We start from the raw sequence: 13,051 nt of genomic DNA, 5'->3' as shown, positions 1-13,051 counted from the left end.
TACTAGCTCACAGAAGGTTTTGAGTAATCAAAGCTGTAATCACTTAACTCATTCCAACGGTCTCTGTATTGCTGTGGAGCATCCGCAATAAAATCTCGCCAAAGTGTTTTAGCTTTCTCGTAGTAAGGAACTATCGTTGTCTCATCACCAAAGTTATAAAGTAACGAAATAAGCACAGAGGTAACGTAAAGCGACTCACCTTCAAGTAGCAAAAACAAATGTGTATAACGAGGATGGTTTTTGAATGAAAACAAATACCTTAAACTTTCCAGTAGCTGTTTCAATGCATCTGTTCTGGTCAAAGTTTCACTATCAAGAATATCAGCCATTGTGTTACATAGCTGTTCAAACTCATCAAAATCCAAATAATCTGTTAAACACACGTTTTCATCTAAGTCTGAAAATGGCTGTTCTTTTATATGTTTGATGACTTCACTTTTAGAAAAGTTAAATTCTTCTAATAAAATATCCTTTGATCTCAATGGCATGCTGCCTTTTACAGCAGAACCATCACTGCAATTATAACAACTAATGTTAGCGTCTAATTTAGACTCTAAAAAACGCTCCATTTGCACTTTGCCTGTATGCATAAAGTGATCAGTAATTATATCTCCGCCAAAATTACCAGGCACAACAAGCTCTCCACCCATTTTCAGTGGTGCATGAATTGTTTTGCCTTCACCAGAGTAGTAATAACTTCCTTTTGAATGATGATGATTAGGATCTTTATAACCATTATCAGTACCAAACAAATAAATATTTTTAAACTCCATGCTACCAAAGAAACTAAGCGCAGTATTACCAACTAGGGGGTTACTATAGCCAATAGTTGTTGTAATTCGATTATTTTTTAAAAACTCTGAAATATGAAATAAAGAGGTACCCGCTTCATTCCCTTTCAAAGCCACTCCACACCAACCGAACAAATCGAGTACGTTTGGGTACATTACATTTAGCACAAGTAGATTTATTTTTTGGCGGGTATGTTCAGGAATGAATGCAGTTAAAAAGTCTTCTGTTGCTTTTGTTCTTTCAAGTGCGACATGAAAATCTGGTGTTATACCTTGCTTTAATAATGATGTGGTTGCTGAATTACACGCAACGATAATAACCTTATCTTTAAGCTTTTTAATCGTATCAATATCATTATCTAATGAAGGACCGTTCGCTACAATGAAAATAGGATACTGATTGTATTTATCAACAATTTTTTGAGAAGGTTTAAAAAGGTTAATATTTTTTTCTGAATTATTAACAGTATGAGCAATGCTTAATAATGCATCATCAAAAAAACCCCAACCCATAAAAAATTGATGAAAGTTATCTTTAAATTCAGCAATGAGCTTATTTACTGACTCAGAAGGATAATGCTGAAAAAATAAGGCACTTGCGACGCTAAAAGCACCAATATCATTTGCTCTATTGTATAGAGCTTCATACATTTCTTGTTCTGGCACACCAATAGAAAAATATAGATAGCTGCCCGATTCATCTACTTTATTAAGGAAGCTAGCCCAATCAAACGTAAATAAACTCGCAAAAAAATAGTCTTCATTAGGTTCAAAAATACTAATGTAGGCAGCATTAAAGTTATCAAAAAAAGTTTCTAAATAATAACCTAGACCTACACCAAAAATAATTGCACTGGGTACATATTCAGCAAGCGCGTTGGATTTGTCTAAATCACGCTGAGCTTCGTTATAAATTGAACCAATATCAGCCATCAAATCTATATGAATGAAGTTTGTTTCATTTTTTATGAACTCTAACTGAGTATGATCAACCTTTCCCAATATTGGGTTTTCTAACATACTTTTAATTTGTTCACTAGATTGGAAGTGTGGATCTTCACTATAAATCGGAACACCAGTGTCATAATCAACAAAGTTAGCTGAGCCATTTGGATTTAGAAATAAATTAAATTTACTGCTGGGCTGATGCGAACTAAATTTCTCGGCAATATCAGGAAAATACTTTTTAAACGCTACGATATTATTGTCGAAAGTCGTGTTCGCCTTATCTACAAAAGCATCTTCGTTTTTTTGTTTTTGCGAAATTGAATTAAGGGTCTCTTCAATCTCACTTATTGACTGTTGAGCACTTTGCAGATCATTTTTAGACATTTTGATATTTCTTAATATTCTTTTGGTTTTTATTAAACTGAGTAATATTCTTAAAAGACTGTTTTTTTAAGTCGTCGACCTTATTCATCGCATTTTGATGCCTTGCGGCGATAGAGAGAAAATATGTAGCATTTTCACTTAACGATATTTGATCGGTCGCTTTTATTTCATCTAGGAGCTTGCGATCTAAATTTTGTGCTACTTCAAAATCAAGGTCATCAATCGCAGCCTCAAGCTGCGAAATCAGAGAGTCAATTTTATCCAACATGAGCATCGATGCCGTTTTCAGATAACGTTTGTTCTCTTACTTCATGCGGGATTGCATCCCATGCTGATTTAATTTCCTTTAATAGGTTCGATACTTCAGTAATTATCTCAGGGTCGTTTTTTATACTCGCATCCAATAGACGCTCAGACATGTAGGTATACAATGAGTATAAGTTATCTGAAACATCACCACCAGCGTCAAAATCTAGACAGCCACGAAGTGCATTAATAATCGCGGATGCTCTTGAGATATGCTCACTTTTAGCCTCCAAGTGTTTTTTTTCAATCGCTACTTTTGCTAAAACCATTTTCTCTATTGCACCAGCCATTAGCATTTGAATAATTTCATACCTATCAGCTCCTGCAACTCGCGTTTTTAAAGCTTCTTTTTGATAATTTTTTACTTTAGCGTTGTACATAATTCACCTGTATATTTTATTGCTAAATCAACTCTTTATGCTTAACTATCTGAACGTGTAAAGCCCGGAAGACTTGCCAATTGTGCACTCAAGTAGGTTTGTGTTGACTGCATTTGCGCAAGCAGTACATCTAACCCTGCATATTGTTCACGAAGTCTGGCTTCCAAAGATTCCATTCTGAATTGATGATTTTCAACATCATCTTCTAAATCAGAAATTTGTCCATTTAAACTGTCCTCTCGCTGCTTCATAATGCCGTTCGAATCGACATAATTATTTAGCAGTTCCTCAAATTTTGAGGCTATACCGTTTTCACCTGCAAAAGCCTTGCCAATATCATCAAAATTATTGTCTAATGCGTCGTTCAGACTACGCACTATCGAAGACTTTTCTAAGTAACCTTCTTTAGTGACACCTAAACCAATATCAAAAATACTTTCAAATGGACCTGCATCTGTTAAGTTAGTAGATAGTGTATTTACCATTTGCGAACTTAAAGAACGAATAGTGGAGTCACTATTTAAAGGCTTACCAATGCGTGACTGAAACCCTAGCTGACCTATAACGTTATTGTAATTTGTAATTAATTCATCAACTAACGTTGTTGCACTTTCTCGATCAAAATCAACTGAGAGCTTGGCTGTTTCATTGTCAACACTTTCACGCTTCGCTGTAATAGTCATGTCTTGTACAGCATCTTTGAAGGTGTTTGTGTCGTTTGTTATGGTAATACCATCTACTTTAATAATTGCATCTTTTGCGGTGTTTTCTGCTGCTATTCCAATGCCGCCTACACCACCAGCATTTGCTACAGTGGATACGTTATCAAGTTCAGCGTTATCGTTTGTTATGACCAGATCGTTTCCGGCCCCTGTTACAGTAGAAGTCAAAACAAGCTTCGCTTCGGTCCCGGTGTTAATAATATTTGCCGTAACACCAAAATTACTGTCAGAGTCGTTTATAGCATCACGCAAGTCAGAAAGAGTTGCACCGGCGTCTAGGGTTAAATCGAAAGTCTTATCAGGGCCTGCTGAAAACGATAATGTACCGCCTGAAGCACTCACAACGTCTTCATTAGTAGCAAATAATCCATCCTCAGATAGTGCTCGGCTACCTTGAGCTATTGCAACTACTTCTATTTTAAAATCACCTGGTGTGATATCTGAGGTAGGTGTAACAGAGATCAAGTCTCCGTCATCACTTGTCGGCTGGGTTATATTAGCAACTCGTTTATTGAAGTTATCTGGATCTGCTAACTTTTCAATTGTGTCCTGTAACTGCGATAAGGCTGATTTAACTTCACCTATCGCTGATAACTCGACTTGAAGCGCCTCATCCTTCGCTGCAAAGGCATTCATTTTAGGTACATTTTCAGCATCAACTGACGCCGAAATGATACTTTCCAAATCGAGACCTGAACCAATACCCGCAGATGTAATAAGAGGCATAATATAATCCTAAATAGCTGAAATGGCCTAAACTGTTTTGTTAAACAGTAAACCTTTATTAGTTAATTTATCGGCAAATTCATCTAAAGCTTTAGCTATTTCCCTAAACTCTTCGGTGGGTATCTCTCTAATTACTTCATCGTTACTTTTATCAAGCACTTTAATGATAGGAAGATCTCCACCATCATCAAACTCAAATTTTAAGTTCGTTGATGTTACCGGGATATACTCATTTAACTTCTCTAGATTATCTTTTACCTCGACAAACAAATCTTTATCTTCTTTGCCTTCTTGATCTTCAAGATTTTGAGCATTCTTCAAATCAACAGCTTCTCTTGCTGTTAAAGCTGTACCCTTTTCAAGCTTTTCTTCTTTTACCGCATCTTTTGTAATAGATGTACTTACAACACTAAGCCCATCTATCGTTTTTTGTGTAGAATTTAAATCAATCATCTCGGCTACCCTCGAAACATATAATAAGACTATAAGCCACATTTGAGCTATTTGCTTAGTCTAAAGTGGCTCATAGTTCAAATCAATTAGCCTAAAAGCGATAACGCTGCTTGTGGACGCTGATTTGCTTGGCTTAAGATTGTTTGGCTAGCCTGTTGTAAAATCTGCATCTTAGTTAAGTTAGCTGTTTCTTGTGCAAAATCGGTATCTTGAATACGTGATTTAGCAGCAGATAAGTTTTCTGAGATATTTGACTGATTTCGGATAGTTGATTGAAAACGGTTTTGAACAGCACCTAACTCCGCACGCTTTTTATCAACTACAGCAATCAAATCATCCATCCCTGCAAATACAACTTGCGCATTTGCTTGGCTTGATACACTAATAGCTGTCGCTATAAATGATGCCGCAAAAGTATCTGTGGCCAGTGCAGCACCACCAATATCTGATGCACCTTCAGCAAGACCTGATAAGCGGTTTCCAGTTACAGCACTTGCTACTACAGCTATACCTGACATGGTAAAGCCGCCGTTTGCAGATACACTGTTAACTGCAGCTGTAGCACCTACATTTTGCATACTAAAACCAATAGTTTGAACAGCGTCCGCACCAACTTGGAATTGAGCATCATAACTACCGTCTAATAAGTTTTGGCCACCGAATGTCGTATCTTCTGCTACACGGTTAACTTCTGACGACAGTGAACGGATTTCTTCTTGAATCGCTAGGCGATCTTCGTCTGTATTTGAACCGTTAGATGCTTGTTGTGCCAGTGTACGAATACGTTGGAACATTGATGTTACTTCATCAAGTGCCCCTTCAGCAGTTTGAGCAAGTGAAATACCGTCGTTTGCGTTTCGGTTACCCTGATTTAAACCATTAACTTGTGATGATAAACGGTTTGAAATCTGCATACCTGCAGCATCGTCTTTTGCACTGTTGATACGCATACCTGAAGATAGGCGTTGGAATGAAGTATCCAATGCGTTACTTGATTTACTCAATTGTCTTTGTGCGTTCAAAGAACTCACATTACTATTTACATATAAAGCCATGATAGCCTCCGCTTCAAAGTTCGATAGATAGTAACGGGATACCCCTACCCTGTTATTATCCGTGATTTAGAGTCCTGGATTTTTAGTCCTCTAAATCATTTATCGTCCATTGAAGCGAAAGCTTTAGCTTTATTTGTATTTAATTTCTACTGGCTGTGATCTTATTAACCCTGAAGTAGGCTAAGTGCGGCCTGCGGACGCTGATTAGCCTGTCCTAAAATAGTTTGACTTGCTTGTTGTAAAATCTGGTTTTTAGTTAAGTTAGCCGTTTCCATTGCAAAATCAGCATCTTTAATACGGGACTTAGCAGCAGATAAATTCTCAGATATATTAGCTTGGTTACGAATTGTTGATTGAAAACGGTTTTGCACAGCACCGAGCTCTGATCGTTTCTTATCTACAACAGCAATTAGCGAATCCATACCAGCAAAAACTAATTGCGCATTAACTTGTGACGAAACACTAATATTACTTGCAATAAATCTTGCCGCAAATGTATCAGTTGTCAACGCAGCACCGGCAATATCAGATGCGCCATCAGCTAAACCTGATAAACGTTGTCCTGACACTGCACTTGCAATACCTGCAATACCTGAAAGTGTAAAGCCACCGTTTGCTGAAACACTATTTACAGCTGCTGTTGCGCCCACATTTTGCATGCTAAAACCGATCGTTTGAACCGCATCGGCACCAATTTGAAAGCTTGCAGAATAAGTACCATCAAGCAGATTTTGACCACCAAAAGTTGTATCGGTAGCTATACGGTTAACTTCATCAGACAGTTGACGAATTTCTTCTTGGATAGCTAATCTGTCTTCATCTGTATTAGAGCCGTTTGACGCCTGTTGTGCAAGCGTTCGAATGCGTTGAAAAGTAGAGGTAATTTCATCCATAGCACCTTCAGCAGTTTGCGCTAAAGAAATACCATCGTTCGCATTTCGGTTACCTTGATTCAGGCCCAATATTTGCGATTGTAAACGATCTGAAATTTGTAAACCGGCGGCATCATCTGCTGCGCTGTTAATACGAAGGCCAGACGATAAGCGTTTGAAAGACGTATCTAAGTCACCGCCGCTTCTATCAAGCTGTCTTTGTGCATTAAGCGCACTTACATTGGTATTTACATATAAAGCCATAATAAACTCTCTTCTTATCTGTCAAAGTTAGGTCACTATCTCATTCAAAGAAAGTGGGTATTTGACAAAGTGACTAGATATGTAGGCGGTATATTCTGCCTAGGGGCAACTATCTGCCACTTTGCAAGTTAATAATAAACTTACAAAGATAAAAGCAAGCATTAGGCCAACTTTATTTTAAAGGCTATTAAAGACTGAGGTTCCGTTACGCGGTGTGTTCTGATTTAAAATTGGGCAGTTGAAAGTTGAAGGAGTATAATTAAGAAATAAGGCCCGTTAAGGGCCTTATGATTTGATAAGTTTGAGAGTGGGTGACTAAAATAAACTAATGGCATAGTTTATGCTAGTACATATATGTTCTACAAATGTTAGAACAACTTGGATTAAAGCCTCCGCTGGCAAAATCCTATAGCGCCTTTGTTAATACCCCATTAAGCAAGGGCGCTTTCATTTCTTCTTCGCCAATAAATTGACTAATTTCATTTTAAAATTTTAATTAACCTAGAAGGCTAAGTGCTGCCTGTGGACGCTGATTAGCTTGCCCTAAAATTGTTTGGCTTGCTTGTTGTAAAATCTGCATCTTAGTTAAGTTTGCAGTCTCTGATGCGAAATCGGTATCTTGAATACGTGAACGTGCCGCAGATAGGTTTTCAGCAATATTTGACTGGTTACGAATTGTTGATTGAAAACGGTTTTGAACAGCACCCAGTTCAGCACGTTTTTTGTCAACTACGGCAATTAAAGAGTCCATGCCCGCAAATACTATTTGCGCATTTTCTTGGCTAGATACGCTTATTGCAGTGGCTATAAATGAGGCCGCGAATGTATCTGTTGCTAGCGCAGCACCACCAATGTCTGAAGCACCTTCAGCAAGTCCTGACAAACGGTTACCAGTTACCGCACTCGCTACTACAGCAATACCTGACATTGTGAAACCGCCGTTAGCAGAAACACTATTTACCGCTGCAGTTGCACCTACGTTTTGCATACTAAAACCGATAGTTTGTACAGCATCAGCACCAACTTGAAAGCTAGCTTCATATGAACCATCAAGAAGGTTTTGACCACCGAATGTTGTATCTTCAGCAACACGGTTTACCTCTGATGATAACGAGCGAATTTCTTCTTGAATTGCTAAGCGATCTTCATCTGTGTTCGAGCCATTCGCAGCTTGCTGTGACAAGGTACGAATACGCTGAAACATTGATGTTACTTCATCAAGTGCACCCTCAGCAGTTTGAGCTAGAGAAATACCGTCATTCGCGTTACGGTTACCTTGATTTAGACCATTTACTTGTGATGTAAGACGGTCAGAAATTTGTAGGCCTGCCGCATCATCTTTTGCGCTATTGATACGCATACCAGATGATAAACGTTGGAATGATGTATCAAGTGCATTACCTGAATTGCTTAATTGTCTTTGTGCGTTTAACGCGCTAACATTTGTATTTACATATAAAGCCATGATGTCTCTCCTAAAGTAAACTTATCATTTACTCTCAAACTTACTAGATTAAGCAGTGGTTGTAATTTCAACGCTGTGCTTGGTTAATTAAGTTATCGGTCTAGAAAAAAAATCCTTTAGCTTTTTTTTAAAAAAATCAGATTTATTTTTTAACTTACTGAATTTATTAAATTAAAATATACAAAATTTAAATTCATCGATAAATACAAACACCATTAAAAATGTTTATAAAGTGCTTTTATTTATGAAGTAAGCGGTTAATTTAAATAAAGTATTTATTAAAAGCGAAGAGTTTTAAAGAGTAAGGCAAAGTATTGCCTTACTCTGAGTTTAATTACAAGTAATCAAACAATGAAAGGTTTGCTAAACGGCCAAAGGTTGCCTGTGATGCCTGAAGTGCTGTTTCTTGTTTAGTTAACTCAGTTATTGCTTCTGTTATATCTATATCCACTAAGTCAGATCGTGCTGATTTGTTATTGATATCTAAATCTGTATTTGATTGCAGTACTTTTTCTGCTGTATTTATTCTCCCACCCAGCCCAGCTTGTGTTAGAGACACATTATTTTTTGCGTTCGTAATTTGAACAAGCGAGTCTGCAAGAACTTGTTCATATTCCTCTTCAGTTAACGCAGGGTTAGTCAGGCCCGCAATAAGTTCACTCATAGAGTTGAGCACATTTTCTTTTTTAGGTGCTTCAAGCGTAATATCAATTTGGCCTGTTGCAACTGGAGTAACACTTATCTCCATACCAGCAAACTTAATAGTAGAGTCGTTAATATTGCCGGTTGCTAGTATTGTACCTGCTTGCTCAATTTGATAAGTATTGGGTGTTCCCGCCGTTGTGATCACATTTAGTGTATTGGCACCCGCAGCCGCTGCCGGATCAGGGTTATAATTAGTTTTATGAAACGTATCAAATTGACCTTGTTCTGTGACATACACCTTAGAACTTGTAACTCCTCCCGATACAATTCCATCGTTAGAAACAACATCTAAACGCGCATCCACTTTTTCAAATGCATCAAACCCATTATCACTTGATTTAATATTAACCCCTTCAGCTATCTTAATCATATGCTGACCTTGGTCGCCACCATACACGTACAAGCCAGTAGATGAATCGAGCGAGTAAGTCTGTGTATTATCCTGATAACCAGAAAAAATGTATTTCCCGTCTTCCGTTTTAGAGTTCATTAAATCAAGGACTGTACTTTGAAGCGCTTTGATTTCTTCGGCAAGCCCTTCTCTGTCAGCGGCGCTGTAAGCACCGTTACCTGATTGAATGGTTAAAGTATGTGCTCTCTCTAAGGCGCCTTTTATGTTTTCAAGGGCACCTTCTTCTATATTCAAGCGGCTATTAAGCATGGTTATATTTTTACTGTACTGCTCATTACTCTGAATTCTATCGGTATATTGAAGTGCGCGAGAAGCCGCAGCAGGATCATCCGACGCCGTTAACACACGCTTTTGAGTATTAACTTGCTCTTGAGCCTTACTAACATTTTGTTGATTGTTCAAAATTGAATTTAAACTACTTTGGTACATCAAATTATTTGATAAGCGCATAATTACCTCGCAGCACTTAATATAGTGTCAAAAATAGTACGAGCGGTTGCAAGCACCTGCGCAGAAGCGGCGTAAGACTGTTGAAAACGTAATAAATTGGCAGCCTCTTCATCTAGGTTTACACCAGAAAGCGATTCGTACCAGGCTTCAGATTGCTGAGCAAGCGCTTCAAACGCGTCGCCATTTGTTTTTGCTTGATTAGTTACCACGCCAATATCGCTAACCAACCCAGCATAAGCCTGATTAAATGTTTTGTGGTTGTCTGAGTTTGCACCGGTAACAACATTTTGGCGCACTAGTTCACCTTGTTGTAACCCCGCTAACTTTTGACCGTTACGATTATCATCAAAACCACCTTCGTTAAACTCAAGCGTAAATGTGTCGCCGGTTTCAGGGCTACCTTCAATATCAAAGTCAAAACCATATAATTCAAAGCCACCACCAGCCTGTTGCAACATGTCTTTTGCTGGCGAAGTTGCTGTAAAAGTACTGCTATTCACACCATCGCTTATTGTGTATTCATTTAGATTAGCGGTTTTAACAACAGTAATAGGCCCGTTTGTAAGCCCTGCTGGTGATGTTGTAAAGCTACCTGTAGTAACATCACTTACTTCACCAACCGTAATTGTGGCGTTACCTATGTTGTCAATGTCGTTTGCTGTTCTTATTGGTGCTGCAAGGGCTAAATCTTCACCACGGTTGGTTGCTAAAGACATATTTGCCGCCGACTCAGAGTTAAGCTTTATTTGAAACTGATCACCTATATTTGCAGCGCCCGCAACATTAATTTCTAAGCCAAACGATTCGCCACTCGTGATTGTAGATGAATCAATGACGCCGGCAGTTATATTTGCTGTCGATGCAGTGCCTAGCGGCTCACCTTTATTATCTATTGGCTGAATCTCTACCGTTGTCGCACTGGTATAAGTGACTATAAAATCACTTGCCGGCAATTCACCGCCTTTGCCCGCTTCAAGCGTTGCAGTCATACTTGAGCTACCCGTATTCGCTGCATAAGCATAGCCACCAACCGTAGGAATATTAAAAATGTTTCCCCCAAGCTCTCCATTAGCGTCCATACCTAGCTTGTTTTGTTCATTAAAAGAATCAGCTATTGCTAAACCCATTTGGCCAATTTGATTTTGAGCCGGGACTAGCACATCGTCTCTAAATGCCAGTAATCCGCCGATTTTTCCTTTTAATTTAGATACATCAACTTCAAGCGGCACTGCCTTGCCACCATTTACATCTAGCCTAAGCTCTTTAAAATTTGGATCAGGATCGCCACGCATAGAAAACAAATTAAACGAGCCATTTTGCATTACAACTGCTTCACCTGTACCCATAAATACAAGTTTTTCACCGTTTGGTCCATCCAGTGTTTCTATGTCTATTAGCTCAGATAAATCACGGATAGCCTTATCGCGTTCATTATAAGTAGAGCTCGCATCTGCTTGGTTATTAGTGCCGTTTACAGCGGAAATATTCTGATTTAATGTGCCAATTTTTTGAATTAAGCCATTCGCCTCTTCTGTAAATACGTCTAGCTGTTCATTAACAATATTTTTCTGATCAAAAACAATGCCTGAGAGTCTGTCCATTTGATTCACTAAGTTTTCAGCATCGGTCATCACAAGCGAGCGAGCGACAGTCGATGAAGGTTGATTTAGCGACTCCTGAACATTATTAAACAATGAGTTTATACTAGTAGATAAACTATTAGAGTCTTCTGAAAACAAACTATCAACACGATTTGCTTCTGTAACAAACTGATCAAAAAACGTTTTATTAGAGGTATCTCTATTTAATTGCTCTTGCGCAAACTGATTTAACAAGCGATAGGTTTCTCCTTTTCCTACCTGGTTATCGATCATAGTTGTATGCTCAGTGCGCTCTCGCACGTAGCCTTCGGTATTTACATTCGCGATATTTTTACTTGTCGTTTGCAGTAGTTCAGAGTTAGCTCTAACCCCTGAACTGGCAATATTTAATAAGTTAAACGACATTTACTTTACTCCTTGGCGAATTACGCTTGTTGCAACATCTTTTAATTGAGCACTGTTAAGTACTTTTTTTATCTTGTCCGCGTAATTAGGATCCGTTGCATAGCCAGCTCTTTGTAAAGAATCTAAAAAATCGCTTGGCTTAGCAGTATTTTGTAATGCTTCTTGATAACGAGGGTTTTGAGTTAAAAAATCAACAAAGTCGTTAACACTCTCTTTTATCGAGTCATAAGCTCTGAAACTAGCCTGCTTTTTAACAGGTGTCCCTTCTTCAAATTCTAGGGTTACTTTACTTGCCTTTTCGCCATCCCAGCTTTTATCTGATTTGATATTAAATAAGTTATTTGAACTATTGCCGTCGCTCTTATTAATAATGTGCTTACCCCAACCAGTCTCAAGTGCCGCTTGTGCAACCATTACAGCAGGGTTTAAGCCAATTTTTTGTGCTGCAGTTTTAGCGTGTTCCCACACTGTAGTAACAAACTCTTCTGTGCTTTCGAATGGCGCTGAAGATGCTTCAGGCACTTTAGAATCGGCTTTATTGTTTTGCACATTAATCGCTGCATTTTCTTCATTTTGAGTATGAGGAAGCGACGAGCCAGCACGCATATCACTTAAAAAGTCATTGGTGGTTCTCAATACAGAGCCCGGCATAAAAGTTTTGCCGTCTGGCGATAACTGCTGAACAATTAAATCAGCAAGGCCTAAAGAGCCATTTGATGAAAGCTCAGTAGATAACTGTTGATCGTGCATGTCTTCAAAAAACTTAACACTACTTGAGTTAAGCGGGCTTTCTTTATCTTCAAACGCTTCGTTAGCTTTACGCATACTTTTAAGTAACATTTGAGTGAAAATAGCTTCAAATTGCGCAGCTGCTTTTTTTAGAGCGGCTTTAGACGCATCAGTCGATGCATCACCACTGCTTAAGGCTTCTTTACGAAGTGAATCTAAATTGCCTAAATCAAAAAAGTTTTGTTTGTCTAGATGATTAGTTTCCATCAGCTTTTTGACACAATAGTGAATAATATAAATTAAAATGCAAAATTTAAGCCAGATTGGAAATGTGGATGAGGGAGTAAAAGGGAAGCTTTAGCAAAGCATTTGCTAAAGCTTAA

General features: G+C 38.3%; 11 protein-coding genes. All 11 read right to left on the bottom strand.

Translation table 11 applies throughout. The annotated features are described in order from the left end of the window. Positions 1 to 2 precede the first annotated feature (2 nt). Positions 3 to 2,123 (bottom strand): motility associated factor glycosyltransferase family protein, encoded by a 2,121-nt coding sequence (locus tag ATS76_RS02920; protein WP_058550973.1) that lies wholly within the window; start codon positions 2,121 to 2,123, stop codon positions 3 to 5. Further along, the gene (locus ATS76_RS02915; protein ID WP_058550972.1) at positions 2,116 to 2,391 is read right to left on the bottom strand and encodes a hypothetical protein; all 276 of its coding nucleotides are present in this window, start codon (positions 2,389 to 2,391) and stop codon (positions 2,116 to 2,118) included. The genes ATS76_RS02920 and ATS76_RS02915 overlap by 8 nt, the downstream gene beginning before the upstream one ends. After that, a complete protein-coding gene (fliS, locus tag ATS76_RS02910) occupies positions 2,381 to 2,809 on the bottom strand; it encodes a flagellar export chaperone FliS (protein WP_058550971.1) in 429 nt (142 codons plus the stop codon). The genes ATS76_RS02915 and fliS overlap by 11 nt, the downstream gene beginning before the upstream one ends. Positions 2,810 to 2,850: 41 nt before the next feature. Further along, on the bottom strand, positions 2,851 to 4,257 hold the full coding sequence (gene fliD / locus ATS76_RS02905) for a flagellar filament capping protein FliD (RefSeq protein ID WP_058550970.1): 1,407 nt from the start codon (positions 4,255 to 4,257) through the stop codon (positions 2,851 to 2,853). Positions 4,258 to 4,284: 27 nt separating this feature from the next. Further along, a complete protein-coding gene (locus tag ATS76_RS02900) occupies positions 4,285 to 4,710 on the bottom strand; it encodes a flagellar protein FlaG (protein WP_058550969.1) in 426 nt (141 codons plus the stop codon). Positions 4,711 to 4,796: 86 nt separating this feature from the next. Further along, positions 4,797 to 5,765: a flagellin N-terminal helical domain-containing protein gene (locus tag ATS76_RS02895; RefSeq protein ID WP_058550968.1), complete on the bottom strand. Its 969-nt coding sequence runs from the start codon at positions 5,763 to 5,765 to the stop codon at positions 4,797 to 4,799. A gap of 164 nt (positions 5,766 to 5,929) precedes the next feature. Then, positions 5,930 to 6,901, bottom strand: a complete 972-nt coding sequence (locus tag ATS76_RS02890) for a flagellin N-terminal helical domain-containing protein (RefSeq protein WP_058550967.1) — start codon at positions 6,899 to 6,901, stop codon at positions 5,930 to 5,932. Positions 6,902 to 7,397: 496 nt separating this feature from the next. Next, complete coding sequence (locus ATS76_RS02885; protein WP_058550966.1) at positions 7,398 to 8,366, bottom strand: flagellin N-terminal helical domain-containing protein; 969 nt, start codon at positions 8,364 to 8,366, stop codon at positions 7,398 to 7,400. 334 nt (positions 8,367 to 8,700) lie between these two features. Further along, entirely contained in the window at positions 8,701 to 9,933 is a 1,233-nt protein-coding gene (gene flgL / locus ATS76_RS02880) for a flagellar hook-associated protein FlgL (RefSeq protein WP_058550965.1), read from the bottom strand. A gap of 2 nt (positions 9,934 to 9,935) precedes the next feature. Then, positions 9,936 to 11,939, bottom strand: a complete 2,004-nt coding sequence (flgK, locus tag ATS76_RS02875) for a flagellar hook-associated protein FlgK (protein ID WP_058550964.1) — start codon at positions 11,937 to 11,939, stop codon at positions 9,936 to 9,938. Next, positions 11,940 to 12,935, bottom strand: coding sequence for a flagellar assembly peptidoglycan hydrolase FlgJ (gene flgJ, locus ATS76_RS02870; RefSeq protein WP_058550963.1), 996 nt, complete (start codon positions 12,933 to 12,935; stop codon positions 11,940 to 11,942). Positions 12,936 to 13,051 lie beyond the last annotated feature (116 nt).

Origin of the sequence: Pseudoalteromonas sp. 10-33 (genome assembly GCF_001469195.1) — a bacterium.
Classification (GTDB): Bacteria; Pseudomonadota; Gammaproteobacteria; order Enterobacterales; family Alteromonadaceae; genus Pseudoalteromonas.
Note: the sequence above shows the minus strand (reverse complement) of the source record. Positions and strands in the feature narration are given on the sequence as shown.